The following is a 26,769-nucleotide window of genomic DNA, read 5'->3' on the forward strand; positions in this document are numbered from 1 at the left end:
CAAAACTTCCCAAGTTCGGAGCAGCGAATCGCGAATCCATCGCGCCCCGCCGCCACTCCGAATAGACGTTTCGCCGAGAATATTTGATCCGCTGCTGATGAATTAAAGCCGCCGACGATCACGTTTTCGAAATTGAAATGTGATTCACCGCGATTCATGTAAAGGGCCGATCATGCTTGCTCGTGCTTGCGCAGATCGCGGCGATGGTCGAAGACGCTCGCTTGCAGGTCGGCTTCGGCCGCGCTGATGCCGGGGAGGGCAGCCTCGGCGAGGATATCGGCCGTCACGTCCTCGACAGCCGAATCGGAGATTTCGTGAATGAAACTGATGTTCCTGTATTCGCCCGATACAACCCGCGCGATGACCCCGCGCCTTGTGATTTCGGGATCAACCACGGCCTCGCGGCCGCGCCGGCCGTAATCGATCATCACGACGAAATACTGCATGTCGGCCAAACCGGCCACCTCTCTCGACAGGAGTCGGATGGCCGCATAATTTCCGAAAATCGGAAATTTGTCAAGTGTAATTTCTGAAAATCAGAAGTCGGGGCCTTGCCTATTTCTCCGGCGTCCGAGGACCGTGCGCCTTGGCGGCTTTGCGGGACCGCGCGGCCGCCTTGCTGCGCAACCGCTCGATCTGGCCTCGCGGCAGGGTCACGCAGATCTCGCCGATCCATTCGAGCTTCACCCCGTTGATCGGCTTGGCGTTGAAGCTCGTGAGGTTGACCAGTGTCAGCGATTTTCCACGCTCGATCGTCTTCAGATAGCGCTCGCCGGTCTTCAAACGAACCGCCGCTTCTTCGCCATAGAAGCTCGAGAGGGGGTGTCGCTGCTCGCGATAGACGACAATGATGTCGCCATTCTCGTATTTCGGCAGCATCGAATCGCCCGATACCTCAAATGCAATGGTTTCTTCCGCGATCGGGAAGGGCAACTCGACTTCACCGAGTCCTTCCGGCGGCACTTGCTCATATTCCGGCTCGATCGAGGCTCCGGCGCCGACCCGGCCCATGACCGGCACCGAGTTGAGCTCGAGATATTCCATGATCGGCGCAATCTCGGATGCCTTGATCTGGCGTATCCCGGAAAGGATTTCGGAAACAGCGCCGGGGCGAACACCCATCGCGTGCGCGAGCCCACCCTTGGTCTTGCCCGGCTTCTGCAGGCCCCGCTCGATCAATCTGGTGTCCAGCATGGCGCATCCCTCTTTCGAATCCCCAGAAAGCATAGCAATTCGGATAATCAGAAATCAAGCTTGACTTTCATTTCGGAATATCAGAAATTGATGGTGAGGCGTCGGGCGCCGAAGGGAAGGACAAGAATCAACAATGGAACTGACAGGCTGGGCGCCCGAACATTCGGACGCGCTGCGGGAATATATTGCCCAAGGCATGAGCTTTGCGAAGATCGCCAAGGCGATCAACGCCAGATTCAACACCGATTATACGAGAAGCGCCGCGATCGGCCGTGCCAGGCGGCTCGGTTTGACGATGTCAGATAGCTCGCCGCCAGCACCGCCGCGGCTGACGCCGGTGCCGCAGTTGATCCGGTCGAACGAGCCGCGCGAGCCAAGGTCGATCGAATTCAATTGGCCGATGCCCGTGTTCGAGAAGGCGCCGCAGGTTCAGCTTCGCTGCGCCGAGATCGAGCCGCGCCACCTTTCGCTGGTGGAGCTTGAATATGAAGATTGCCGATATCCCTATGGCGGTGACAGCGATGGCGAACCGATCACCTTCTGCGGTCATCGGAGGCGGCCAGGCTCAAGCTACTGCACGCCTCATTTCCACTTGAGCCGCAATCCGGAGCTCGAGACGGAGCCGTCACCGAGCACCACACCGCTGTCCCTGGGCGAGCCGGCATAGCGGCGTACGCGCCTCCTACCTCATCCATCTTGCAAACGACACATCTTGCCACTGGTGAGATGGTCCCCGGTCGAATTCTGTCTTGAAGGAGCCAAGCCATGCCGCGCGCCAAACGCAAGAAACCGTATCACCCCGCGAGAGCGCATGACCGCCGCGCACAGGATCTGCCGTACAACGCCGAGGTCGCCACCGTTGAGGTCGACGATCCCCTTGCGCTCGAGCCCGGGGACAAAGTCGTTGCGCTGCGCTCGATCCGCAACGATCCGCTCGGACGCCTGCATTCGCATCGTCAGATCGATGACGCCCAGTTGCAGGGCGGCCGCGCGTTCCAGGGTGATTGGGAGAAGGCCGAGCGTGGACCGCGCGCGGTCGATACCACCAGAGAGTATGTCGATGGCGGCACGCGGCGCGAGCCGATCACGGAGGCCCAGCGCAGGGCGGTATCGCGGCTCAACCGGGTCGAGCGCGAGCTCGGCGCCGATGGTTCGGCCCTGGTGCATGAGGTCCTGATCCTCGGCATGACCATGGAGCAGGTCGGCGAGCGGCGGGGACTGCGGACCCAGCGCTGGAACGATTACTTTGCGCGGCGGCTCAAGGAATGTCTCGACCGGCTGGCGCTGATCTACGGCTTTGCGACGCCGCATCCCGTTCCCATCAAAAGCCTCCAGCGCTGAAGCGGAGCGGCTGCACCACGTCATAGGCGGCTTTGGTCAATGGCACCGCATAGTCGACGGTGAGGGCGCCGAACGGGGAGGCCCAAGTAAGGCCCATGCCGACCGAGGAGCGCACGACGTTTTTGCCGGCGACCTGCAGCGCGGTGCCGCCCACGCTGGTCGGACCAGTATAACGGAACACACTTCCGGCATCGACAAAGGCCGATGCCTTGAGGCCGTACTCGTCCGGCACGCCGGGAATTCCGCTTTGCAGTTCCGCCGTCGTCGCCCAATAGGCACTGCCGCCGATATTATCCATGGTGGTGCCGGGCGTCAGATCGCGTGGGCCGAAGCCGTTGGTGGCAAAGCCCCGGACCATGGTCGGGCCGCCGAAAAAGCTGTTCATCAGCGGCACCTGCTGACCGCCCCAGCCGGTGACATAGCCACCCTGAGCGCGCACCATGCCGACGAGGTCGCCCGTGAGTGATTGATAATAGCGCGCGTCTTCGCTGGTCCGCAGGAACTTCACGTCGCCGCCGAGGCCGGCCAGATCCTGGCTGAGTTGCGACCTGAATCCACTGGTCGGGCTCTTGGCGTTATCGAGCGTACTGTAGGTCGAGGTGGAGCCAACGGCGGAGACCCAGGCCGGTCCGTTAGCGGCCGCCTGCTGGACTGCAAGGGAAGGGGTCAAGCCGGAATTGGTCGGGCCAAGCGAGATGTCCTGATTGTAGATCGAATAGCGCCATTGCACGCCGAGCTGCTCGGTGATTGGCGTGCCGAATTGCAGCGTCGAGCCATAGGTCGTGCTGTTGTAGGACTGGTAGCTGTTCGCCTCGCTCTGCCGGCCGAACAGCTCGATCCCGGCCGATACCTTGGTGCCAAGGAAATAAGGCTCCGATGCCGCGAGGTCGATGCCGCGGGCATATTGGCCATAGGTCACAGAGGCCTGAACGTTCTTTCCGGTCCCATAGAAATTGCGATCGCCCACCTTGACCTCGACCAGCGCGCCGTCAGTGCTCGAGTAGCCGCCGGAGATGTTGAACTCGCCGGTCGCCTGCTCCACGGTCTCGACATCGAGGACGACGCGATCGGGCGTCGAGCCGGGCCGATTGGTGATCTTGACGGTCTTGAAGTAGTTCAAGTTCTTCAACCGCCGCTCCGCGCGATCGATCAGCGTCTTGTTATAAGGATCGCCCTCGGCGATGTCGAACTCGCGCCGGATCACGTAGTCGCGGGTGTGCGTGTTGCCATGGATCTCGATACGCTCGACATAGGTGCGCGGGCCCTGGTCGATGACGAATGCGACGTCGATTCGTTGTGCGGCGGCATCGCGGGCGATGCGCGGCACAGCCTGCGCAAAGGGATAGCCGAGCTTGGCCATCTCGATGGCCAGCAGCTCGGTGCTCTTGTCAAGCGCATTGCCGTCAAACACCGCGCCGACGTGGGCGAGTGCGACGCCGCGCAGCTTTTGCGGATCGAGCCCGGGAATATTGCAGGCGACGCTGATATCTCCAAAGTGATACAACGGGCCTTCATCGATCGCGAAAGTGACTGCAAATCCCTTGGCCGCTGGATCGTATTCGGCCGTTGCCGAGCGGACGGTGGCATCGGCATAGCCCTTGCTGCGATAGTAGAGACGCAACTGCTGCTGGTCCTGCGCGATGCGGTCGGGATCGTAGACGTCGCCGCCGGTCAGAAAACTGAGCATATTGGTGGCCGACGTCTTGATCACGGCATTGAGCTGGCGTGCGCCGAAGGCCCGATTGCCGACAAAACTGATCCGGCGTACGGGCGTTTTGGTACCCTCTGTGATCACATAAACGAGATCGACGCGGCCGTTGCCGCGGTCGATGATCTCGGGCGCGACGCGGACATCGTCGCGTCCGACATGGCGGTAGGCTTCGATGATACGGCCGATGTCGCCCTGTACCGTTGAGCGCTGCAGGCTGCCGCGCGGCTTCGATTCGATCGCGGCGGCCAGATCGGCATCCTTGATCTTCCTGTTGCCCTCAAAGGCGACGCGGTCGAGGGTTGGAGCTTCCGTCACATGCACGGTCAGGCGATCGCCGGCGGGCTCGATCGAGACCTTCTCGAACAGACCCGTTGCGACCAGCGCCTTCAGGGCTTCATTGCGCGCGGCTTCATCAAGCCGGCCGTCTGGCCCTGGATGGAAGTAGGAGCGCACGGTATCGGCCTCGACCCGGCGGTTGCCTTCGACGATGATCGTCGCAGTCGGCACCGGCACGCTCTCTGCGGCAAGTGATGCGACCGCGTTCAACAGAACTGCAGTGGCGACAAGTGACAAGCCGGTCATGCGCGGCTTCGACGGCCGCCAACGCAGCGTGATGCGCTCGAGCTTCACTTCCCTTACGGTCTCCCATTGACCGGCGATATCGAATTGCCGGCGCCGGGCAAAAGGATGTCGCATCTGGGGTGAGTTGCAGGCCGGAATCGGCCGCCCGCCATAATTTAAGCGCGCTTATTTAACCTGCGCGTTCTCAGAATTGTCGCAATGGCCGCATCATGCTTTGCAGCACAAAGTCCGAGATGTTGGTGCGGTGATGCATCAACGCTCGCCAGGAGTGCCGGATGCGTTACGCAGTTCTCGTCGTAAGCTCCCTGTTGCTGATGCAATCGGCGCATGCGGAGAAGACGCCGGACATTGACCCGCGCGCCTCGCTCGCCGTGGTCCAGCAGTGGATTTACAATTATCGCGCCAAGCCGGATTACGCCCATGTGCCGGCCGCGGTGCGCATTCTCTTCCATTCGCAAAGCTTCAAGGAGCCGGAAAATGCCGGCATCTATCTCGGCTTCATCGCCGGCGCGATCGGCTCCAATCCGGAAAAGGCCGAGCAACTGGTTGCGAGTTTCTTCCCCGTCGCGCCGGAAGATGAATGGGTGATCGTGCGCGCCGTTGCCTATTCCGGGCTGGCTGACTGGCGGAATATTCTGCGCAGGCTCGCGCCGCGCATGCCGGGGCGCAGGGTGATGATCGACAGCTACCTTTCCGGCAGGCTGCCGACACTCAACGATATTCCGCTCGAGGAGGCGACGCCCGGGATGATGGACAAGCTACGCGTCGCGTTCGCGCGCAATCCGTTCGCCAACGAGGAGAGGAAGCTGAACACGAAGCTGACCTTTGCCACCAATCAGGATCTCCTGGATACGCTGTGGGGATATTATTTTGCCACCGGCTCTCATGTTCCGATCCAGCGCATCATCGAGATGCTGCCGTGGAGCAGGAGCCGCGATACGGTCGACAAGCTCACCGTCGGCAGCATGGCGCGTTATACGCTGGCGAGCTATGCGATCCGCGACGCCAGCCTGCGTGAATTTCTTCGTAACGAACTGGCGCGGCAGAAGCCGCCCATCAAGGCGCCGCTCGCGGAGGTCGTCGACGCGGCCGATACGGTGGAGATCGCGGCACTGCGCAAGGATGCCCTTGGTGCCGTCGACGAACTCAAGGCCAAGGGATCCGATAGCCGGCGCAATCTGGACTTCTGGGGCCAGGTTGGCGTCGGCGCGCTTTCACTCGGATGCGTCTCGGCTGCGGCGCTCGGGCAGGTCGCTATTGGCATCCCCTGCGTGATCGGCGGCTCGGCCTCGCAGGGACTGTTGCAGTTCTGGGAAAAGCAACAGTGAGCCTCGTTCGGGCGTGGTGCTCTTTCTTGCTGCGGAATATCGCCGATCTGGGCCGGTAGCCATGTCAGCCTGATATCCCGCCCTGCAAAATCCGGGTTTGGCCTCACCTTGGTGCTTCCGCTAGAAAGTGGTGACGTCGCTTCTGGCGACAACGGTGGGCGTTTGCCCATTAACCGACAATAATAAAAGGAAGCGCCCAACCATGACCGTTGGACCACAACTGCCCGAGCGCGCGCTGCGCGCAAAGGGCGAACCGACCGCCCTCGATGGTCTGCTGGTTATCGATTTCACCCGTGTGGTCGCCGGTCCCGCCTGTACGCAGACGCTTGCCGACTTCGGCGCCGAGGTCATCAAGATCGAAAACCCGGATGGCGGCGACGACACGCGCGCCTATGAACATGCGGAAATCGGCGGCGAGAGCGCGGCGTATCTCAGCCTCAACCGCAACAAGCGTGGTATTGCGCTCGACTTCACCAATCTCGCCGCACGCGAGGTGGTGCGCGAGCTCATCGCCAAGGCGGATGTCGTGGTGGAGAATTTTTCCGGCGGCGTGATGAAGAAGTTCGGCCTCGACTATGCTTCGGTCGCGCCGAGCAATCCGCGGCTGATCTATTGCTCGATCTCGGCCTATGGCCGCAAAGGCGAACTCGCCTTGCGGCCGGGGTTCGATCCGATCACGCAGGCCGAAAGCGGCTTCATGTCGCTGAACGGTTTTCCCGACGGCGAGCCGGTAAGGACCGGGCCGCCGATCGTCGACATGGCAACCGGCATGTCGGCCTGCAATGCGATCCTGCTTGCATTGCTGGCACGCGACCGGCTTGGCCGCGGCCAGCATGTCGAGATCGCGCTGATCGACATGGCGGTAGCCATGACTGGATTTTATGGTATGGCCTATCTGATCAGCGGCCAGAATCCCGGTCGCTTCGGCAATTCGCCGAACGGTTCGCCAACGGTCGGTCTCTACCAGGCCGCCGATGGTCCGCTCTACATGGCCTGCGCCAACGATCGGCTGTACCGCCGCCTCGTCACCGAAGTGTTCGACCGGCCGGATCTCATCACCCATCCCGATTTTGCACACCGCAAGGACCGAACCGCAAACAAGGAGAAGCTGCGCGCGATCATTGCCGGCATCTTTGCCACCGACCGGCTCGAAAACTGGATGGCGAAGATGAAGAAGGCCAATATTCCCGTCGGCTATCTGCGCACGGTCGAGCAGGGGTTCAATGCGCCGGAAGTGCGCGACCGCGATCGCCTCAGCAGGATTCCGCATCCGACCGCGGGCTTCGTTCCCAATATCGAGACGCCGATCGGGATGAGCGTTACGCCGACGGTCGATCCAGTCGCCGCGCCGCTGCTTGGCCAGCACACGAGGGAGGTGCTGCGCGACACGCTCGGCTATGACGACGGCCGTATCGCGGCGCTGAAGGAAGCTGGAGCGTTCGGGAAGACGGGGAATACGGACTGAGCGGACCATCGTCTGGCGGATCGGTCTGGGCACGCTCCGCCGGCGATCTCTATTCTTTTACCGGTCTCGGCTCCGCAAACCAGCCAAGCTATAGCTTCAGTTCGGCTTGCTGTGGAGTTTGTTGTTTGGCCTCTCGTCCGCTTCCTTGTGCTCGGCCCGATCGATCTCGAGACGCGCCATCCGGAGTATCAAGGTGGCCGTGGTCAGACCGAGGCGTTCGGCCTCTTGGGCTGCGGTTTCAACCTTCTTCGCCAAGCCGTCGCGTTTGCCTGGATATGCCATAAATTCTTCCTCTCTTAATAAGTGGATTAACAATCCAAGTTGTGTTGCGGAGCTGCAGTAGATAGCTCGGAGCTCCATCGAGCGAAACGATCAGTTTCGCGCCATATTGGCGGGTGGCTGGGTCGCGATTGCATAGACCGCACCGCCTTCGAGCGCTTCCGATTGGTGGACCGTGCCGGCCGGGAGGAAGATGGTGTCACCGGCGCTGACGATGCGCTGACCGCCATCCCAGGTGAAATTGAGCCTGCCGCTGATGATCATCAGGATCTCGTCGACCGGATGGGTGTGGAAGCTATGGACCTTGCCCGCAACGTCATGCTGCAGTTCGATCGAGCCCTGCTCCGGAAGCAGGTTGAGGATCGCCGGATCGATCGCGAATTCGGTCTTCTGACCTGTCACAATCCTGGTCATGCCGCTTGCTCCGTGTTGCCAGTGTGAGCCGACTTGTTCTGCGCGAGCTTGGCGAAGGGGCAGCCCCCGACAGAATGGTTGTCGTCTTGCAGGAAATATTGCTGGTACTCGCGCCCGTCGGTCGCGCCGTAGCGTCCGAGCAGAGGCGAGGGACTTGTGCTGTCGTAGGGAATGAGCCGCTTGCGCACTTCCGCGAATGCCGCATTGGCCGCTTTTTCCGTTCCCAGGATCTTCTCGAACACCCATCGCGGCTGGAAGGTCAGCATGAACGCGCTGGAGCGGCGGCTCTGGCGCATCACATGCGCGGGCGTGGTGCACACCACGAAGATCGGTTCGCCGGCGAAGGAGAATTCCCACATCGGATCGTCCAACTGTTCGGGGATGTCGGTTGGCCAGGGAGACTTGTCCAGCCGCGCAAGCTGGTCGAGCGTCGACCACATCTTGCGATAATAGGCGTCAAGCGTTTGTACCGGGCGCGGCCGCGTAAACATGATCAGTGAAGTGTTGGGGCCGAACGAGCGGGCCTCCGAGGCATAATGCGCTAGCTGTTCTCCGAGCACTTCGACATCGTAGGGATCGAGGAACAGGTAGCGGAGCTGATCCTGGCGATAACCGGCTACGCCGAACACGCAGGGGAACGGCCTCGCTTCGCTGCTCATCTGGGCCTCGAACTCGGCGAACATCACGCTTTGCCAGCTACTCACCGCGAATTTCGACGCGACCTCTCCTCGTCTCAAGAACAAACGCTCCATAACGCCCCCTATACGGTTAACGCGACTACTGAACTATCAGTTTGCTTCTCATCAACAGCGGTCCGGCAATTCCGGGCAGCGACATGAGCAGCAGAATTGCGATCAAGGTGCCGTAGCCGGCGTCACCGATCGCACCTGCACCGTGTGCGGTATCGGTTCCGGCGAACTGGCTCGCGACAAGCATGGCGAACCCGATGATCGGTTGCGCGATGCCGGCAAAGATCCCGGCCGCCGTCGTATTTACGGATGCACCGACCCCGATGAGATCGGCGGTGTAAAGCCGCTTGGTGCATTTGAGCACGAGGGGGACTGTCCCGCCGGCGACCAGGCCGAGCGTGGTGAACACCACGGTAACGTAAACAAGACCGAATGCCTTGGCGGCCGGCGGCAGCAGCATCGCGATGAGGATCATGCGCAGCACGCAAATCCGGATCAGTGCTGTGTCGAGTGCCGCCGCGCGGTCAGCCGCGTGACCGAGGAAGATGGAGCCGATGGCGTTGCCGACCATGAAGGCAAGTAGCGGCGTTCCGGCGGCGGTCGGCGAGATGTTGAAAAAGTGCGCCACCATCGGAATGCCCCATACGCCCGACAGCGTCGTCACCACTGCGAAGTGGGACGCAAAGGTCATGGCGCATCCCCAATTAGCCACATGCGACAACGATTGCCGCGCGGCGCCGATGACGCTCTTCAGCGTCTTGTTGCTGGATGACACCGGATTTGGCCTCAGTGCAAACTTGGCGGCAACCAGATTGGCGAGGCCGATCGCGGCGATGAACAGAAAGCAGGCGCGCCACCCGAAGCCCGTCACGGCGGCTGCAAGCGGCGTCGTGGCGATCACGCCTCCGACATAGCCTGATACCTGCGAGATGCCCGACATGATGCCGAACCGCTCGTCGGAGAAATTCTGCGCGACCAGCTTCAACAGCGCGGTGAACACCAGCGCATCGCCGCAGGCGACGATCAGGCGCGCGGCGAAGACATCAAGCAGGTTCGGTGCCAGCGCAAAGGCTGCACTGCCCAGCGACGAAGCGACCATGCTGGCCAGCACCACGCGCTTGACGCCGTAACGGTCGACCAGAAGGCCGGCCGGAATCTGCATCAGCGTGTAGCCCCAGAAGTAGCCGGAGGCGAGCATCGCGACGCCGGCGGCATCGGTGCCGAAGTCATGCATCAGGCTCAGATTGACCGATTGCGGCGAGACGCGCTGCAGGAAGGCGATGGCGTAGGCGACAGCTACCGTCGCCCAGGCCCAATAGGCGCGGTCACCGAGCCGAGAGGCCGTCTGGGCGTATGCGGTCTGCTGACCCAGCATCGACATCACACCCTCGCATATCCAACCGAGAATAACGCGTCCGCTGAATCCGGAATCGTGCGGGACATCGCCGCATCGACCAGTGATGCGGTGCCACGGTAAGCCTGCCGGTGGTGCTTAATGTGGCCGTAGGCGCCGCGCATGATCATTTCCGGCACCTCGAGTGGTTTGCCGGGATAGAGCGTTGCGCACATCTCGACGCAGGCTGCCTGCAGCGCGGAATCCCTGATGTCGTCGAGCAGCGAGGGTGTCACTTTCTCGCAGATCTTGGCATTGGCCGCCCAGACGATTGGATTGCGTGTCCGCCATCCGTAGAACAGGCCGCCAATCCCCTTTGCGGCAGAGCTTGCGCGCGTCAGCACTTCCTGGGTGAAGAAGCCGTACAGACCGCGCCCCTGATGGGCCGGAAGTACCTCGGTGCCGCTGCGATACACCGCAGGTCCGCATGACATCTGCAGCATGCGATAGACGGAAAAGGCCGCCAGTCCCAAGCTGTCAAACACAAGGATGAGGCTATACTTGCCGTCGAAGGGGGAGGAGCTTGCTGTCCAGTGCGGTTCGGTCGCCTTCCAGTTTACGGCGATGATGCCATTCATGGCATCCATCAGCGGCTGGCGGTCGGAAGCTCCGATGCAGGACGCATCCGGAAAACTGTAGACTGCATAACCGGTCCAGGGCGAGCTGATCGCCTGGTATTGGCTGCCGAGCTTTCGCACCATGGCAGAACTCCACTGTCCATAGACAGCTATACAGGCGAGGCTCGAATGGCTTAAAGGACAATATGCCCTCGAAATCTGCCAAATCCCGACGGCCCCCCCCGCGCCCGCAGGCCGCGATGCGGCGGATTGCGATTGTCGCTTTCCCCGGCGTGACGCTGCTCGACATGTCCGGACCGGCGCAGGTGTTCGCCGAATTGGAGGCGATCGAATTACCGGGCCCCGGATATTCGCTTTCCTATCTGTCCACCTCGGGCGGACTGGTTTCGACGGATGTGGGGATGATGATCGACACGGCTCCGATCAGCAGCGTGCGACCGCACCAGATCGACACGCTGGTGATTCCGGGCGGCCCCGGCATTTGGGAGATCCGCAAGGACGCTCGCCTGATGAAATGGATTTCGCAGGCGCTCCCGCAGGTACGCCGGATCGCCTCGGTCTGTCTCGGAGCTTTCGCGCTCGCCTGGACCGGTGTGCTGGACGGCAAGCGCGCTGCGACGCACTGGCGCTATTGCCCGCGGCTGCAGGACACCTTTCCAAATGTCCGCGTCGAACCCAATGCGATCTTCGTCAAGGATGGGCATGTCTGGTCATCGGCTGGCGTCAGCGCCGGCATCGACCTCGCGCTCGCCATGATCGAAGAGGATTTCGGCCATACGATTGCGCTCGACGTCGCCCGGCGACTGGTGGTGTTCCTGAAGCGGCCGGGCGGTCAGAGCCAATTCTCGACAGTGCTTGCGGCGCAGGCTTCCGACGTCGAAGGGCGCTTCAGCGCGCTGCACGCCTGGATCATCGAAAACATCGCCAGCGATCTCCGGGTAGAGACGTTGGCCGCGAAGGCCGGCATGACGCCGCGCACCTTCGCACGCACCTATGCCAGCCGCACCGGCATGACCCCGGCAAGCGGCGTCGAGGCCCTCCGCGTCGAAACCGCCCGGCTGCTGCTGGAGAGCCGGCAGATACACGGTGTCGTGGAGGTCGCAAAACGTGCCGGCTTCGGTGACGACGAGCGGATGCGGCGCGCCTTCCTGAGGCATCTCGGCGTATCGCCGACCGAATATAGAAACCGCTTTTCGGGCGGTTGAGCGCTGGAGTTCTTTGCTGTCGGCAGACGGGTCGTCGTAAGCGAATGGCAGCCTTTCGTTCGCGTCCGGGGTTTATCCCTTCAAGGCGGTAGCTTTTGCCGCTCATCTGCGGCTAATGTGCCGGCCAAAACGGGAGAGAAACCACCATGAATGACGGGACCTCCATCCGGCCGACGCGCAATGTCGAACTCGGGGCCAGCGGCGAAGAATACCAGAACCTGCACGAATTTGTCCGCAAAGCCCGCGCCAGGCTGAACCAGAATGCCTGGGATTACATCGTCGGCGCCGCTGAGACCGAGACCACGCTGCGGCGCAACCGGATGTCGCTGGATGAGATCGCGTTCCGGCCGCGCGTGCTGCGTAATGTCGTTCACGTCGATGCTTCGACGGAGGTGTTCGGGCGCAAATTGCGATTGCCGGTCATGCTTGCGCCGGTCGGTGCGCTCGAGATCTTCGATCCTGCGGCGGGAGCGGCGGTCGCCCGCGGTGCCGGCGCATTCGGCGCGGCGCACATGCTGAGCTCGGTGTCCGAGCCCGGGCTCGAGAATACCGCGAAGGCCGCGCCCGACGCGCTGCGCATTTTCCAGCTCTATGTCCGCGGGGATGATGCCTTCGTGGAGGACGTCGTCAGCCGCAGTGTTGCCAACGGCTATTCCGCGTTCTGCCTCACCGTCGACACCGCCCATTACAGCCGTCGCGAGCGCGACATTGCCAAGCGGTACGTCCGGGAAAGCCGTATTCGCGCCACCGGCGGCGACTTCCAGAAAGGGCTGGAATGGCGAACAGTGAAGTTGATCAAGGACAAGTTCAGGATCCCGCTGGTCGTCAAGGGGATCGCTACCGCGGAGGACGCAGTCATCGCACTCGATCACGGCGTTGACTGGATTTACGTGTCCAACCATGGAGGCCGTCAGCTCGATCACGGCCGCGGTGCGATGCACGTCCTGCCGGAAATCGTCGAGGCGGTGAGGGGGCGCGCCAAGATCATGGTGGATGGCTCGTTCTGCCGCGGCACTGACATCGTGAAGGCGATCGCCTTGGGCGCCGATCTCGTCGGCATCGGTCGCCTGCAATGCTGGGCGCTGGCCGCCGATGGCGAGAGGGGCGTCGCCCGCATGCTGGAATTGCTGGAAGACGAGGTGATCCGCTGCCTCGGCCTGCTCGGCGTGACCAGCTTCGCCGAACTCGACAAGTCCTACCTGCATCCGGCGACGGCGACCAACCCGCCGGGCGTGTTCAGCGCGTTTCCGCTGTTGGACATTGACCCGTATCGCTATTAGCGGCAGCGATTTCCCATCGACGAAGGGACGAGGGAACGCGAAGGCGCCTGTCGCGTTATCGCAACCATCGCCGCCGCATCCGAGAAGCGGGAAACGAGAATGCCGGAATGGTCGACGCGAATGGCAGATAACCCGTTCGCAGATTTCTCTCTCGAACGAGCCATTGCGCTCCGCTGGGCGCTGCGGGACATCCAGGCTCGCCGCCTGAAGATATCCCCTGTCAGCGACGAGGACCTGCGTGTCCTGAGCGAGCTCGGTCTGGTCGAGCTACAGGACGAGAGTCCCGTTCTGACCCAGGCCGGCATGGCGGTGCTGAGCGGCTGATGCAAGCTTGTGCCCGCAGCCTACCGTTTAGCGGGCCTGCAGGAAGCTCTCGCCGGAGTCGCACGGCGTGCAGCGATAGGTCAGCACGTCGTAAACCTGATCTCGCGGCTCGATCGAAGCGAGGCGCATCTGCGCGCCGCACTTCATGCATGGCATTTCGATGCCGGTCTTGAATCGCGTGCAGGTCGGCGTTGGCCGGAATGTGCGCAGCATTGAATCCCCTCTCGCCCAAAGAGACGCAACGCCACTGACCTGTGGGCGAACAACCCACCGAATCACTGTGCCACATTGCTGCCACCATTGGAATCCGCGCAAGGTGGATGCGGCCAGAAAATATTTATCGAGGGAGGTGCCGATAGCCGTAGCTGATCGGTGCACTCAACGCCGCCGTGCTACCGCGACGCCGAACAGGAATGCGACGCACAGGCTCGTTAGCGGCGCTTCGCGGGTGATCGCACTGATCGTGGAAAGCGTGCCGCCGGGTTGACGCGAGGTCTTGATCGCGTCGCTGAGCCGGTCGATCGCAGCCCGAAGTCCATCGGACACTTCCGTGATCGTGCGCGATACATCGGTTGCGGTATCGATCGCGCGTTCGCCAAGGCTGGGCTGCAGCGGGGATTCGGGTGTTTCGAAGTTCACGGCTCGAACCTCACGAGATCTGGTCTGGCTGCGCACACTGCGCCGAAGGGTCATCTTCGGCCGCTAGTCCACCAAATGCATCAGCGGCCAATTTGTTCCACCTGCGGACAGTCCGTTCGCTCTGGCGGGCGCGGAACCTCGGAGCCCGGGAGGATTTGTTCATCAGGCCAGACGCATTCGATGGAGAAGAGTCCTTGATCGGAAATCGTTCGGACCGGAACGGCGGGGCGCCGCTCTTGGTAGCACTGGCGGTAGCAGCAGCCGGCGTGCTCGGCATATTGGTGGTCGATCACGGTCCATGGAGCAAGCCGAAGGTACAGCCGGCTGCGACGGCCAATTACTCCACAACAGGGGAAGCTGCGCGAGCGGCCGGCGCCACGGTCATGCCGACGGAGCCGAAGCCGCCGATCGAGCCTGCTCCGCCCGGACCGCGGCCCGCGCACCCTGCCAACTCTACAGTCCCGCAATGAGCCTCGAGGCTGGTTTCGCTTTCCGCGGTCATGCAGGAAGTACGCTCCAGAAACATTGACGCGTCGGGCAAATCAGGAGCATAAGGACATCATCGTCGAGTTAGTGAATGCCCGCAGCGGAAATAACGCTGCGGGCATTTTGTTGTCGCGGCATGTGACCACCGATGATGCGCAGCCGGATCGCTGACTTTGTGCCACGTCAACTCGGACATTGACACGTCGGGCAAATCAGAGGCATAAGGACATCATCGCAGACATTGTGAAGCCCGCGCGGAGAAATCCGCCGCGGGCTTTTTCTTTTCCGTTTTTCGAATCGGACGACGGCCGCGCGTCACGACGCCACATCTGTATGCCCGACGCCGCGCGTCGCAACCGCGCCGTCCGTCGTCCGAACCACTTTCACCATCGATCAGCCGGCGCGCGCGAACGCGCCGGCCCGCGGCGCGGCGCCAACGTGCCGCCGCCGCATGCGGTCCCCGACAGTCAAGGGGATAAGGTTCGCGCCGAAATGATCGCTGTCTCCGAGCGATCTGCCGCAAATTCAATATGCCGTCGCACGCAAGCGAAGCGATACGAACCACCCGATCTGCATGAGACTTAAGTGGCAAAAACCCTTACCGAGATCCGCTCGCAGGCCCGCAGTCATACCAGGACGGCGCTGAACGTCCTGGTGGGCATCATGCGCAGCAAAGATGCGACCCCGGCCGCACGCGTCTCCGCCGCCAACGCCATTCTCGACCGCGGCTGGGGCAAGGCCCCGCAGGCGATCGAGAACGGCGGCGACGGCCAGCTAGAACTCGTCCACCGAATAGAGCGCGTCATTGTCCATCCTGAAACGGCAGAGATCGGGCACTGGTATGAGCCCGACAAGCTGATCGCATATTGCGTGGTCGTCTATTTCGGAAAATTGTTGGTCTGGGATAAAGTTCTTGGCCTTGGCACGACCGACCCGTTGGCAGGATTTGCTGCGGTCACTTCGAATCTCGTGGTTTCGTTTTACTTTGCAAAGCGCGGATTCGAAAACGTAGCGCGCATCATCAAGCGATGACCGAGATGCATGAAGCGGACATCCGGGCCATCGTGATCGAGACGCTGGCCGAACAACAGAGAATCCATCACGAGGACATCGACGCCGTAGTCCTGAAGACGGTTGCGACAATCCTGACTTCCTTCGGCATCGAAGAGGAGGATCGTTGCGAACTGCGGGCCGATTTCCAGCACCTTCGGCGCTGGCGCCGGAGCGTGGAGCAGGCTCAGAGCTATACTTTCAAGGCGGTGATCACGGTCATCGCCACCGGGTTGCTTGGGGCAATCTGGCTGGGCATCAAGGCGACCCTCGCCAAGTGAATGACAAGTGATTGGAGGGAACCAACCGATGTATCGAATTCGCGAGGTCGACGGCCAGGATGAAGACGTCGCGGACACGCTTGCCGAACTGCATCAGCAGACGTTCTTCGACCGGGCGCGCGTTCCTCAGTTCGATCAGGGACACTGGTGGTTTGCCTTCGACGGAGCGGAGCCGGTGGCGTTTGCTGGACTTGTTCCTTCGACACATGTCGACAACGCCGGCTACTTTTGCCGGGTGGGCGTATTGAGGGAGCACTTTGGCCGGCGTCTTCAACTGCGCCTTATGCGCGCCCTGGAGACTCGCGCACGCCGCAATGGATGGCATTCGATCGTTTCTGATACGACAGACAATATCGCCTCCGCCAACAACTTCATCCGTGCGGGGTATCGGCTGTATCAGCCGCAGGCTCCCTGGGCGTGGCCGCACACCCTGTACTGGCGTAAAACCATGGGGTGATGCTGGAAGCGAGCTGGCGGAATGGGGGCCCGCGGGAGGTTAGACCCTGCAGGTCCGCGAGAAGTTCCGAATAAGCCCGGTGGCCGTTCTGGCCGCCGGGCTTATTTTGATTCCAGGCGGCAGTTCGTTCACGACGGGATGCGGTGAGGCGTCTTGATCCCTGGTGTTCAAGGGATAAACTGCCGACAGTCTTGGCCACTTTGGGATCAGAAAGGCCGAGCGGGAAAACGCCAATGGCAACGGACGGCCGCAGGCCCGATGGAAGCTCGCCTATCGAGCGGCAAGCAGAAGACTATGTGGCCATGGTCGCGCGCGCCAGGGCCCTCATTCCGGCACTTCGCGAGCGGGCGGCACGGACCGAGGAATTACGGCGTCTGCCGGCGGAGACCGAGTACGACCTGCATAACGCCGGCCTGTTCCGGATTCTGCAGCCGAGGCGCGTCGGCGGCGCGGAGCTCGACTATGTCGCGCTGATCGATTGTGCCGATGCGCTGGGGCAGGGCGATGCTTCCGCAGCGTGGAATTTCGCCAATCTTGCGAGCCACCACTGGATGCTTGGGATGTTCGATCCACAGGCGCAGGATGTGGTCTGGAGCAAGGAACTGAATACCCTGATTGCGTCCTCCTTCATATTCCCCGCCGGCCGGGCGCGGAAGGTCGACGGCGGCTACGTGTTGACCGGATGCTGGCCGTTCTCGTCGGGTGTCGAATCCTGCGAATGGAATATGCTTGGCAGCGTGGTCTCCTCCGATGACGAGGCCGATGGAGTCGAATATCGGATTTTCCTGCTCAACCGGCGAGACTACAGGATCAAGGACATCTGGAACGCGACCGGCCTGCGTGGGACCGGATCGAACGAGGTCGAGGTTGAGGGAGCCTTTGTCGCAAATGCGATGTCGATCGCGGTGAGCGATCTCACGGGCGGGCCGACGCCTGGCAGTTCGGTCAATCCGAACCCGCTCTACGCGCTGCCGGTGTTCGCGCTGTTTCCATATGTCCTGTCAGGCGTCGCCCTCGGCAATGCACAGGCTTGTCTCGACGACTATGTCGAGATCGCGCGCCACCGCGTTTCGACCTCCAATCGCGCCAAGCTTGGCGACATGCAGAGCACACAGATCAAGATCGCGGAGGCTTCCGCCAAGATCGACGCGGCGCGCCTGATCATGCGATCGAACTGCATCGGCGCGATGGCGGACGCACGGAGCGGCCATATCCCCGCTATCGCCGCCAAGACCAGGCTGCGGCGCGATGGTGCTTTCTCGGTCAATCTCTGCAGCGAGGCGGTGTCGCTGCTGTTTGCCGCGAGCGGGGCGCGCAGCCTTTTCACGGCAGGTACGTTGCAGCGGCAGTTCCGCGACGCCCATGCGGTCAATTCACACCTTGCCTTCAATTTCGACGCGGCGGGGACCAACTATGGACGTGTGGCGCTGGGCTTGCCGTCCGAAAATCTGACGCTCTGAGGTTCACCGGATGTCTGATGTACCCAAGCATCCGGCCGATCCGGCCAATGAATTTGCCAGCGGCAACTCACCGATCGATCCTCGGGATTTACGCAGTGCGCTGGGCACATTCGCAACCGGCGTCACGATCGTCACGGCAATGGCCGCGGATGGCAGGCCATATGGCGTCACCTGCAACTCCTTTGCGTCAGTATCGCTCAATCCGCCGCTGGTGTTGTGGAGCCTTGGCCTGTTCTCGCAGGGCCTGCCCATCTTCCAGAATGCGAGCCACTTCACGGTCAACGTGCTCGGTGCGCCCCAGCAGGCATTGGCGTCGCAATTTGCAAAATCCTCAAACGATAAATTCGCCGGGGTGAGCTGGACGCCTGGACTGGGCAATGCGCCCGTCATCGCCGACAGCGTCGCCAACTTTCAGTGTCGTGCCGTCAATCGCTACTATGGCGGCGATCACGTCATATTCTTGGGTGCGGTTGAGGCCTATTCCTACAACCGGCAGGAGCCCTTGCTGTTTGCGCTCGGGACGTTCGGTCGCTTTCTCGCGGACGAGGGCGGCAAATAGACCCGGATAGCCCCGGGTGACGAGGCCTCGGGTGCACGGCAGCGCTTCACCAAATCGACGCAGTCACTTTGGAAGCTGAAGCTGAAATTACTTAAGTTTGTCGTAGAGTTGCCGGATGTGTCGCACGTGCCGTCCAGGTGGCAGATACAGGCGAGAGCTACTTGGGCGAGACAGGAGAGGGGCTCCGGACGGCTGGCTTCCCACGTCAGGATCGGAGCGTTACACTCACATCAACGTATGAAACCGCTTTCCAGTTGAAAAGCCGGTCTTGGTTGACTACGGAAGAACTACGTCCCAGGCAGTTTTTGCTTTCGGAGTTGTAACGAGCGTGCCCCAGGATAAAACGGGCGAGACTCGCGGATTTTCGACCAGCAAATTGTCGGTTCTCCGCAAGCATCCATACTTTGTCGATCTCGAACCTGAGGCGTTCGAGCAGCTTTGTCGTTACGCCAAGCACACGACGCTGAAGCGCGGAGCTGCGATCTTCTCGAAGGGAGATCCGGGCACAAGCCTGTTTGCCGTAATATCGGGCACGGTGAAAATCAGCATCTCATCGCCCGATGGCCGCAATGCGATTCTGAACTTGATCGAGGCCGGAGAAATCTTCGGCGAGATCGCTGTGCTCGATTCGGGGGTGCGGACAGCCGACGCCACCGCGAACAGCAATTGCGAACTTTTCATCATCGATAAGCGCGAATTCATTCCCTTCGTCCGGAGCCAGCCGGCGCTAGCGATGAAGTTCATCGAGCTCCTGTGCGTACGGCTACGCTGGACCAGCGATCAAGTCGAACAGGTCATCCTTCAAGACCTTCCAGGTCGGGTCGCCAGCGCTTTGCTTCGCCTTACTGAAAAGCACAAGCCTGAGCCGCAAGGTCGTGTCATAGCCATCACCCAGCAAGAGATCAGCGAGATGGTCGGCATGACCCGTGAAAGCATCAACAAGCAGCTTCGGGTTTGGGCCACGCGTGGCTGGGTGCGGCTCGAGCACGGCGCGATCGTGGTGTTGAAGCCGGAAGAACTACAGACGCTGGTCGATTCTGGATCGGAAAACGGCAGCGAATAGCATCGCTCCGTGACATCTTTCACAACGCGGTGAGTTCGTCGGGCCTGTGAAGCTGCTCACAGGGTGGTGGCGCGCGTTGCGGTAACCCCGGGTCAGGGACCGCAATGTGGAGAGATCCATGCACGACTCATTCGACCAGCCCCCTGACGACGACCAGAGCATCTATCAAAGCTGGAGCATCAAGCTCATTGCTTTGCCGTTGCTCATCGTCATCGCCCTGATCGGCATGGTGGTTAGTCATCCATCGGCCATGAATTGGGTTTCGGACACGGCGCAGGCCGAGCCTGTCGGCCCAGACTTCGTCGGCCCAGACATCATACCGGACGCTCCGCGACCGACACGACTTGCTCTCCCGGCGAGTCGAGTCCGCACGCTCCCCGGCGATTGATGTCGCTGCTTGGCGGAACCCGACTTGGCCCCGCTGGACGGCTTATGCCCTGTTTCGCACGCAAATTCCCGACAATCCCCCTCGGCGGCACCGGAATTTGATGTTACCTATTTGACATGAACGAGCGCGCCAAGATCGACATTCGCCATTCAACCTGTCCGCACGATTGCCCGTCGGCGTGTGCGCTCGACATCGAGGTGATCGAGGGCCGCGCGATTGGCCGGGTCCGCGGTTCAAAGTTGCAGACCTATACGGCAGGTGTCGTCTGCGCCAAGGTTGCGCGTTATGCCGAGCGTATCCATCATCCCGAGCGGCTGCTCCACCCGATGCGGCGAACCGGGCCGAAGGGCTCGGGCCAGTTTGACCGGATTTCCTGGGACGAGGCGCTCGACGAGATCGTCGCTCGCTTCAATGCGGCCGAACGCCAATTCGGAGCCGAGTCGATCTGGCCCTATTACTACGCCGGCACCATGGGGCTCGTGATGCGTGATGGCATCAATCGCCTGGCGCATGTCAAGAAATACTCCCGCTTCTATTCTACGATTTGCGCGAATATCGCGCGCGTCGGATTTTCGGTCGGCACAGGCAAGATCGCTGGCGTCGATCCGCGTGAAATGGGCGTCTCTGACCTCGTCGTGATCTGGGGAACCAACCCGGTGAACACCCAGGTCAACGTCATGACACACGCGATGCGCGCTCGGAAGGGCCGGGGCGCCAAGATTGCCGCGATCGATATCTACAACAATGACACGGTGAAACAGGCTGACGTGAAGATCATCCTGCGCCCCGGCACGGACGCCGCTTTCGCCTGCGGCGTCATGCATGTGCTGTTTCGCGAAGGGTATGCGGATCGCGCGTACATGGATCGCTATACGGACTGCCCGGATGAACTGGAGGCACATCTCGCCACCAGGACGCCCGAATGGGCTTCGTCGATATCAGGCGTGCCGGTGCAGGAGATCGAGGCTTTCGCCCGCCTGGTCGGCCAGACCAAACGCTCGTTCTTCCGCTTGGGCTACGGCTTCACACGAAGCCGAAATGGTGCGGCGCAAATGCACGCGGCGCTCTGCATCCCGGCGGTGACCGGTGCCTGGCAATATGAAGGTGGCGGTGCATTTTTCAACAATGCCGCGATCTGGAAATTCAACGAGTCTGTCATCGAGGGACATGATGCGATCGACCGCACTACACGTTGGCTCGATCAATCGAGGATTGGACGTATCCTGACCGGCGACGCCGAGGCCTTGAAGGGCGGACCGCCGGTCAAGGCGATGCTGATCCAGAACACCAATCCGGTGACGGTGGCGCCGGAGCAGACCTTGGTGCGCGAAGGGTTTGCTCGAGAGGATCTGTTCGTGGCGGTCCATGAGCAGTTCATGACCGAGACCGCAGCCATGGCCGATATCGTCCTGCCCGCGACAATGTTCATGGAGCACGACGATCTCTATTACGGCGGCGGTCACCAGCACATTTCAGTTGGGCCCAAGCTGATCGAGCCCCCGGCCGAATGCCGCAGCAACCATCAAGTGATTCAGGCACTCGGGCGCCGCCTCAATGCAGTCCATCCCGGCTTTGAGATGTCGCCGCGTGAATTGATCGACGTGACGCTGAAGAAGAGCGGCCATGGCGATATCGAGAGGCTGGAGGCGGATCTGTGGCGTGACATCCAGCCGGATTTCCGGACCTCGCACTACCTCGACGGCTTTGCACACGCGGACAAGAAGTTCCACTTCAAAGCCGATTGGGCGCATCCGCCTTTCGGGATCGCGGGTCTGGGGCCGTGGGATCAGATGCCGTCGCTACCCGACCATTGGACCATTATTGAAGAGGCCGACGAGCAGCATCCGTTCCGGCTGGCGACCTCGCCGTCACGGAGCTATCTCAACACCAGTTTCAATGAGACGGCGGGATCCCAGGCACGCGAGGGTAGGCCGACGGTGATGATCCATCCGGACGACGCGGCGGGCCTTTCGATTGCCGACGGCGATGCGGTGACGCTCGGCAACATGCGCGGCGAAACGACGCTAACGGCAAAGCTGTTTGACGGCGTGCGTCGCGGCGTGCTGATCGCCGAATCCATCCACCCAAATAAGGCCCATATCGGTGGCCGCGGCATCAATACGCTGACGGGCGCCGAGACGGTCGCCCCTGTCGGCGGCGCCGCGTTCCACGACAACAAGGTTTGGGTCCGGAAGGCTCGGGTCTCAGCCTAAATCGCTCTTGCAGTCGGCCGCCACCTGCCGCAAATGGTTGCCGGAAACGGCAAGAAAAGGCAGGCCAGATGACCGAGAGCAGCAGCGTGATCCTGGAGAAGCGGGGCCAGGCGTTCTGGATCACGATCAACCGGCCGGACAAGCGCAATGCGCTCAATGGTGACGTGATCGCGGGCATCGCAAGAGGTTATCGCGACGCTCACGATGACAGCGAGGTCCGCATCATCGTGCTGACGGGAGCGGGCGACAAGGCCTTTTGCGCCGGTGCCGACCTGCAGAACAGCGGCGCCGCCTTCGCGATGGACTATTCCAAGCCGAATGTCGACTACGCTGATCTGTTACGGCTCTCGCAAAATTCGACCAAACCCGCGATCGCGCGCGTGGGTGGCGTGTGCATGGCCGGCGGCATGGGCCTGCTATGTATGACCGATATGGCCGTGGCCGCCGACCACGTGATCTTCGGCCTTCCGGAGGTAAAGGTCGGCGTCTTCCCGATGCAGGTGATGAGCCTTTTGCAGTCGATGGCGCCGCCACGCCTTGTCAGCGAATGGGCGCTGACCGGCGAGCCTTTTGACGCCAAGGCCGCGCAGGCCGCGGGGCTGCTGAACTATGTGGTGCCGGCCGCCGAGCTTGATATGAAGGTCGAGTGGTTGATCAATCGCATCGTCGACAAGTCGCCGACCGCGATCCGGCGCGGCAAATATGCCATGCGCGCGATCGCCTCGATGTCATTCGACGAGAGCATCGCCTATACCGAGAGCCAGATCGCGCTATTGGCGATGACCGAGGATGCCAAGGAAGGCCTCAAGGCGTTCAGCGAGAAGCGCAAACCATCCTGGCCCGGGCGATAAGGCCGATCCAGGATAAGGAAATCTGCGCTCGTCGCGCCTACTGCGACTATCCCGGATTCGCCTTGAGTCCGGCTGCTTCGATGCCGGCGATCGCGCAGATCTCGTCATTATCCGATGTGTCGCCGCTGACGCCAACGGCACCAAGCAGCGTGGTGCCATCCAGAACGAGTACGCCGCCGGGCACCGGCACGAGGCGACCCTGCGCCAGCGCATTCACGGCGCCGATGAAATAGGCCTGCTCCTGCGCGCGCTGAAACAACGCCCGTGACCCCATGCCGAGCGCCAGCGCCCCATAGGCTTTACCATGCGCGATTTCGGCGCGCATCAGGCTGGTCCCATCCTGCGCGGCAGTCAGTTTGACCGCGCCGCGCGCATCGAGAATGGTGACGACAAGCGGCTTGAGCTTTTTCTCGACCGCCTCGGCAAGCGCGGCGTCAAGGATCTTTCGGGCAACATCAAGCGTAAGCTCAGTCATGGAGGGGTTCCTTTGCGGGAGAGGACAGACCTTCGGATTTCGCACGATCCAGGCTCATGGCCAACACGCGCGCGGCATGGAGCGGGGAACGTGTGGTGCCATCCCTGATCTGGTGTCGGCACGAAGTGCCGTCAGCGACGATCAGCGTTGCATCGTCGGCGCGGCGTATTGCGGGAAGGAGAGAGAGTTCGGCCATATCGATCGACGCCTGGTAGGTGTCGGCGCCGTAGCCGAACGCGCCGGCCATGCCACAACAGCTCGACTCAATGCTTTCGACATTCAGGTCCGGGACAAGGCGCAGCACCTTTTCGACAGGTTTGAACGCGCCGAACGATTTCTGATGGCAATGGCCGTGAACCAGGGCTTTGTTGGCAATGGCGCCAAGCGGCAACCGCAAGCGGCCGGCCTCCGCTTCGCGCACCAAGAACTCCTCAAAGAGCAGCGCATGGGCACTGATGCCTCTTGCGATTTCGTCGGAACGCAATGAGAGGAGTTCGTCGCGCAGCGTCAGGAGGCAGCTCGGTTCTAGCCCGACGATCGGCACTCCGCGCGCTGCGAAAGGCGCGTAGGTGGCGACCAGCCGATCCAATTCGATGCGAGCCTGATCCACCATGCCGGCCGAGAGAAATGTGCGTCCGCAACAAAGCGGCCGGGCGCGATCGATGGGCCTCGGGAGATGAACGCGGTAGCCGCCCTCCACGAGCACACGCAGCGCGGCATCGAGGTTCTCGCGCTCATAGGTGCTGTTGAAGGTATCGGCGAACAGAACCACTTCATGGCCCTCTTCCGGACCAAAGACGTCCGCGTCCATCTTGAAGACATCGCGCCGGAATGCCGGCAGCGATCGCTTCGAACTGATGCCCGCGAACCTCTCGAACAGCGCCCGTAACGAGCGGCTGCTGTTGCGCCAATTGGCTAGCGGCGCGAAGCGCGACGCCAGACCTGCATAGCGGGGCAAATAGCCAACCAGCCGGTCGCGGAGCGAGAGTCCGTGGTTCGCCGCTCGCGCAGCCAATACCTCGATCTTCATCTTGGCCATGTCGACCCCGGTCGGACACTCATGACGACAGGCCTTGCAGGAGACGCAGAGCTTCAGCGTCTCCATCATCTCGTCCGATGAAAGCGCGTCAGGTCCCAACTGCCCGGAGATGGCCAGCCGCAACGTGTTGGCGCGTCCGCGCGTAACGTCCTTCTCGTTGCGTGTCGCGCGATAGGACGGGCACATCACGCCGCCCTCGAGCTTCCGGCAAGCGCCGTTGTTGTTACACATCTCGACAGCGCCCTGGAAACCTCCGCCGGCGCCGGGATAGGCCGACCAGTCGAGTACGGTTTTCAGCTCGTTGACCTTGTACTGCGGCGAGTAGCGGAACAACGAACGATCGTCCATCCTTGGCGGGTCGACGATCTTGCCCGGGTTAAGCACATCGTTCGGATCGAACCGGTGCTTGATCTCCCTGAAATCGGCGACAATGCGCGCGCCGAACATCGTCTCGTGAAATTCCGACCGCACCAGGCCGTCGCCATGCTCGCCGGAATGCGAGCCCTTGTATTCGCGCACCAGGGCAAACGCCTCTTCGGCGATGGCGCGCATCGCCTTGACGTCCTTTTCGAGCTTGAGGTTAAGCACAGGGCGGACATGCAGACAGCCTTCGGAGGCGTGAGCGTACATCGTGCCGCTGGTGCCGTGCTTGGCGAAGACGGCGTTGAGCCGGTCGGTGTATTCAGCGAGATGCGGCAACGGCACCGCGCAATCCTCGACGAAGGAGACCGGCTTGCCTTCCTGCTTCATCGACATCATGACGTTGAGGCCGGCGGCGCGGAAGTCGGCGATAGCGCTCTGCAGGGCGGGTTCGACGATCTCGACCACGCCACCCCATTTGCGCGGCGGCTTGTCCCAGCCGAAGCCGAGATCTCCCATCAACTCGCCCAGTTGCTTCAGCCGCGCGAGATTTTCAGCCTGATCCTCCTGGGCGAATTCCACAACCAGGATGGCATCGGGATCGCCGCGCACGGCAGCGGCGATGACCGGTTTGAACATCGCGATATCGCGGCCGAGCGCGATCATCGTGCGGTCGACCAGTTCGACTGCGATCGGCCGCAGCTTGACCAGATGCTGGGCGGCGTCCATCGCCTCGTAGAAGCTGCCAAAATGACAGACGCCCAGCGCCTTGTTGCGGATCGTCGGCCACAGCTTGAGCTCGACCTTGGTAGTGAAGGCGAGGGTACCCTCGGATCCCACTAACAAATGCGCCAAGTTGTTCGGCGCATTGCGCGGCACCAGCGCATCGAGATTGTAGCCGCCGACCCGGCGCTGCACCTTCGGGAATTTGTCCGCGATCTCGGCCGCCTCACGCTCGCCGAGATCAAGCATGTCGCGAAACAGCGCAAGCCCGCTGTCCGGTGAATTCACGCGCGCGAGATCCCGCGGCACTTCGCCGAAATGCAGGAGCGTGCCGTCGGCAAGCGCAGCATCCATCGACAGCGTATTGTCGCGCATGGTGCCGTAGCGCAGCGAACGCCCACCGCAGGAATTGTTGCCGGCCATGCCGCCAATGGTGGCGCGTGAGGCGGTCGAGACGTCGACCGGAAACCACAGCCCATGCTTCCTGAGCTGGCGGTTGAGATCGTCGAGTACGATGCCCGGCTCGACCATGCAGGTTCGGTTCTCGACATCCAGCGAGAGGATTCTGTTCAGGTGCCGGGAGAAATCGATCACAATGCCGTGGTTAACGGTTTGGCCGCATTGCGAGGTGCCGCCTCCACGGGGAGTCGCGATCCGGCCGGCGTCGCGCGCGATCGTCAGCGCCCGTAGCGCCTCGTCCATGGTTCGGGGAACCACCACGCCCTCGGGCACGATCTGGTAGAACGAGGCGTCGGTCGCGTAGCGTCCGCGGCTGAAGGCGTCGAAAAGGACGTCGCCTGTAATCTCCCGGGCCAGGCGCGTAGCGAGCGCGCTGCTGCCAGCCGTTTTTTTGGTCTGTTCGGCTTTCATTGCCGGCGCCGGTCGGTTCTCGTGCATTGCACCATTCTCTTGCCTCCCAGGGACCGGCTTGGCAAGGCAAAG

The 26,769-nt window shown here is 61.9% G+C and carries 28 protein-coding genes; 16 read left to right on the forward strand and 12 right to left on the reverse strand.

The window, feature by feature from the left end; all coding sequences use genetic code 11:
• Positions 1-170 precede the first annotated feature (170 nt).
• Positions 171-446, reverse strand: coding sequence for a hypothetical protein (locus CWO89_RS02370; protein WP_130577102.1), 276 nt, complete (start codon positions 444-446; stop codon positions 171-173).
• 109 nt (positions 447-555) lie between these two features.
• Positions 556-1,194, reverse strand: coding sequence for a S24 family peptidase (locus CWO89_RS02375; protein ID WP_130577070.1), 639 nt, complete (start codon positions 1,192-1,194; stop codon positions 556-558).
• 133 nt (positions 1,195-1,327) lie between these two features.
• Between CWO89_RS02375 and CWO89_RS02380 the strand changes: the two genes are divergently transcribed.
• Entirely contained in the window at positions 1,328-1,861 is a 534-nt protein-coding gene (locus CWO89_RS02380) for a GcrA family cell cycle regulator (RefSeq protein WP_130577071.1), read from the forward strand.
• Positions 1,862-1,959: 98 nt separating this feature from the next.
• Positions 1,960-2,535 (forward strand): hypothetical protein, encoded by a 576-nt coding sequence (locus tag CWO89_RS02385; protein ID WP_130577072.1) that lies wholly within the window; start codon positions 1,960-1,962, stop codon positions 2,533-2,535.
• On the opposite strand, the gene bamA is transcribed toward CWO89_RS02385, so the two are convergent.
• Positions 2,516-4,876, reverse strand: coding sequence for an outer membrane protein assembly factor BamA (gene bamA / locus CWO89_RS02390; protein WP_463698994.1), 2,361 nt, complete (start codon positions 4,874-4,876; stop codon positions 2,516-2,518). The two genes, CWO89_RS02385 and bamA, sit on opposite strands and share 20 nt — an antisense overlap.
• Before the next feature lie 227 nt (positions 4,877-5,103).
• Between bamA and CWO89_RS02395 the strand changes: the two genes are divergently transcribed.
• Entirely contained in the window at positions 5,104-6,156 is a 1,053-nt protein-coding gene (locus tag CWO89_RS02395) for a hypothetical protein (protein ID WP_130577073.1), read from the forward strand.
• 202 nt (positions 6,157-6,358) lie between these two features.
• Positions 6,359-7,621 (forward strand): CaiB/BaiF CoA transferase family protein, encoded by a 1,263-nt coding sequence (locus tag CWO89_RS02400; RefSeq protein WP_130577074.1) that lies wholly within the window; start codon positions 6,359-6,361, stop codon positions 7,619-7,621.
• A 96-nt stretch (positions 7,622-7,717) separates the two neighbouring features.
• Here CWO89_RS02400 and CWO89_RS02405 read toward each other — a convergent pair whose 3' ends face one another.
• The 5 genes from CWO89_RS02405 to CWO89_RS02425 form a co-directional block, all read right to left on the reverse strand.
• Entirely contained in the window at positions 7,718-7,903 is a 186-nt protein-coding gene (locus CWO89_RS02405) for a hypothetical protein (RefSeq protein ID WP_130577075.1), read from the reverse strand.
• A 90-nt stretch (positions 7,904-7,993) separates the two neighbouring features.
• Positions 7,994-8,314, reverse strand: coding sequence for a cupin domain-containing protein (locus CWO89_RS02410; RefSeq protein ID WP_130223626.1), 321 nt, complete (start codon positions 8,312-8,314; stop codon positions 7,994-7,996).
• The gene (locus tag CWO89_RS02415) at positions 8,311-9,051 is read right to left on the reverse strand and encodes a YqcI/YcgG family protein (RefSeq protein ID WP_245475649.1); all 741 of its coding nucleotides are present in this window, start codon (positions 9,049-9,051) and stop codon (positions 8,311-8,313) included. The genes CWO89_RS02410 and CWO89_RS02415 overlap by 4 nt, the downstream gene beginning before the upstream one ends.
• A 40-nt stretch (positions 9,052-9,091) precedes the next feature.
• Positions 9,092-10,384 carry an MFS transporter gene (locus CWO89_RS02420; protein ID WP_130577077.1) on the reverse strand — a complete coding sequence of 431 codons (1,293 nt, stop codon included), beginning with the start codon at positions 10,382-10,384 and terminating at the stop codon, positions 9,092-9,094.
• Complete coding sequence (locus CWO89_RS02425) at positions 10,384-11,097, reverse strand: hypothetical protein (RefSeq protein WP_130577078.1); 714 nt, start codon at positions 11,095-11,097, stop codon at positions 10,384-10,386. Before CWO89_RS02425 ends, CWO89_RS02420 begins: the two co-directional genes overlap by 1 nt.
• A gap of 62 nt (positions 11,098-11,159) precedes the next feature.
• Between CWO89_RS02425 and CWO89_RS02430 the strand changes: the two genes are divergently transcribed.
• From CWO89_RS02430 to CWO89_RS02440, 3 genes are all read left to right on the forward strand, one after another.
• Positions 11,160-12,179, forward strand: coding sequence for a GlxA family transcriptional regulator (locus CWO89_RS02430; protein ID WP_130577079.1), 1,020 nt, complete (start codon positions 11,160-11,162; stop codon positions 12,177-12,179).
• A gap of 146 nt (positions 12,180-12,325) precedes the next feature.
• On the forward strand, positions 12,326-13,459 hold the full coding sequence (locus tag CWO89_RS02435) for an alpha-hydroxy acid oxidase (protein ID WP_130577080.1): 1,134 nt from the start codon (positions 12,326-12,328) through the stop codon (positions 13,457-13,459).
• Positions 13,460-13,558: 99 nt separating this feature from the next.
• Positions 13,559-13,783, forward strand: coding sequence for a hypothetical protein (locus CWO89_RS02440; protein ID WP_245474541.1), 225 nt, complete (start codon positions 13,559-13,561; stop codon positions 13,781-13,783).
• Positions 13,784-13,810: 27 nt separating this feature from the next.
• Here the strand turns inward: CWO89_RS02440 and CWO89_RS02445 are convergent, their stop codons facing one another.
• Both CWO89_RS02445 and CWO89_RS02450 read right to left on the reverse strand, forming a co-directional pair.
• Positions 13,811-13,996: a hypothetical protein gene (locus CWO89_RS02445; RefSeq protein WP_028164894.1), complete on the reverse strand. Its 186-nt coding sequence runs from the start codon at positions 13,994-13,996 to the stop codon at positions 13,811-13,813.
• 165 nt (positions 13,997-14,161) lie between these two features.
• Positions 14,162-14,422 carry a hypothetical protein gene (locus CWO89_RS02450; protein ID WP_130577081.1) on the reverse strand — a complete coding sequence of 87 codons (261 nt, stop codon included), beginning with the start codon at positions 14,420-14,422 and terminating at the stop codon, positions 14,162-14,164.
• A gap of 1,140 nt (positions 14,423-15,562) precedes the next feature.
• Between CWO89_RS02450 and CWO89_RS47520 the strand changes: the two genes are divergently transcribed.
• The 9 genes from CWO89_RS47520 to CWO89_RS02500 all read left to right on the forward strand — a co-directional run bounded on the left by CWO89_RS47520 (position 15,563) and on the right by CWO89_RS02500 (position 23,230).
• Positions 15,563-15,940: a hypothetical protein gene (locus tag CWO89_RS47520; protein WP_245475651.1), complete on the forward strand. Its 378-nt coding sequence runs from the start codon at positions 15,563-15,565 to the stop codon at positions 15,938-15,940.
• Positions 15,941-15,945: 5 nt separating this feature from the next.
• Positions 15,946-16,239: a hypothetical protein gene (locus CWO89_RS02465; RefSeq protein ID WP_502702881.1), complete on the forward strand. Its 294-nt coding sequence runs from the start codon at positions 15,946-15,948 to the stop codon at positions 16,237-16,239.
• 28 nt (positions 16,240-16,267) lie between these two features.
• The gene (locus tag CWO89_RS02470) at positions 16,268-16,696 is read left to right on the forward strand and encodes a GNAT family N-acetyltransferase (RefSeq protein ID WP_130577085.1); all 429 of its coding nucleotides are present in this window, start codon (positions 16,268-16,270) and stop codon (positions 16,694-16,696) included.
• A gap of 233 nt (positions 16,697-16,929) precedes the next feature.
• Positions 16,930-18,156 (forward strand): acyl-CoA dehydrogenase family protein, encoded by a 1,227-nt coding sequence (locus CWO89_RS02475; RefSeq protein ID WP_130577086.1) that lies wholly within the window; start codon positions 16,930-16,932, stop codon positions 18,154-18,156.
• 10 nt (positions 18,157-18,166) lie between these two features.
• Positions 18,167-18,715 carry a flavin reductase family protein gene (locus CWO89_RS02480; protein WP_130577087.1) on the forward strand — a complete coding sequence of 183 codons (549 nt, stop codon included), beginning with the start codon at positions 18,167-18,169 and terminating at the stop codon, positions 18,713-18,715.
• Between the two features lie 328 nt (positions 18,716-19,043).
• Entirely contained in the window at positions 19,044-19,778 is a 735-nt protein-coding gene (locus tag CWO89_RS02485) for a Crp/Fnr family transcriptional regulator (RefSeq protein ID WP_130577104.1), read from the forward strand.
• Between the two features lie 118 nt (positions 19,779-19,896).
• Complete coding sequence (locus CWO89_RS02490; RefSeq protein WP_130577088.1) at positions 19,897-20,166, forward strand: hypothetical protein; 270 nt, start codon at positions 19,897-19,899, stop codon at positions 20,164-20,166.
• A gap of 116 nt (positions 20,167-20,282) precedes the next feature.
• On the forward strand, positions 20,283-22,379 hold the full coding sequence (locus CWO89_RS02495; protein WP_130577089.1) for a molybdopterin oxidoreductase family protein: 2,097 nt from the start codon (positions 20,283-20,285) through the stop codon (positions 22,377-22,379).
• Between the two features lie 68 nt (positions 22,380-22,447).
• A complete protein-coding gene (locus CWO89_RS02500; protein WP_130577090.1) occupies positions 22,448-23,230 on the forward strand; it encodes an enoyl-CoA hydratase/isomerase family protein in 783 nt (260 codons plus the stop codon).
• Positions 23,231-23,276: 46 nt separating this feature from the next.
• On the opposite strand, the gene CWO89_RS02505 is transcribed toward CWO89_RS02500, so the two are convergent.
• Both CWO89_RS02505 and CWO89_RS02510 read right to left on the reverse strand, forming a co-directional pair.
• Positions 23,277-23,705, reverse strand: a complete 429-nt coding sequence (locus CWO89_RS02505; RefSeq protein ID WP_130577091.1) for a GlcG/HbpS family heme-binding protein — start codon at positions 23,703-23,705, stop codon at positions 23,277-23,279.
• Complete coding sequence (locus tag CWO89_RS02510; protein WP_130577092.1) at positions 23,698-26,697, reverse strand: FAD-binding and (Fe-S)-binding domain-containing protein; 3,000 nt, start codon at positions 26,695-26,697, stop codon at positions 23,698-23,700. Before CWO89_RS02510 ends, CWO89_RS02505 begins: the two co-directional genes overlap by 8 nt.
• Positions 26,698-26,769 lie beyond the last annotated feature (72 nt).

Source organism: Bradyrhizobium sp. Leo170, assembly GCF_004296405.1.
GTDB lineage: Bacteria > Pseudomonadota > Alphaproteobacteria > Rhizobiales > Xanthobacteraceae > Bradyrhizobium.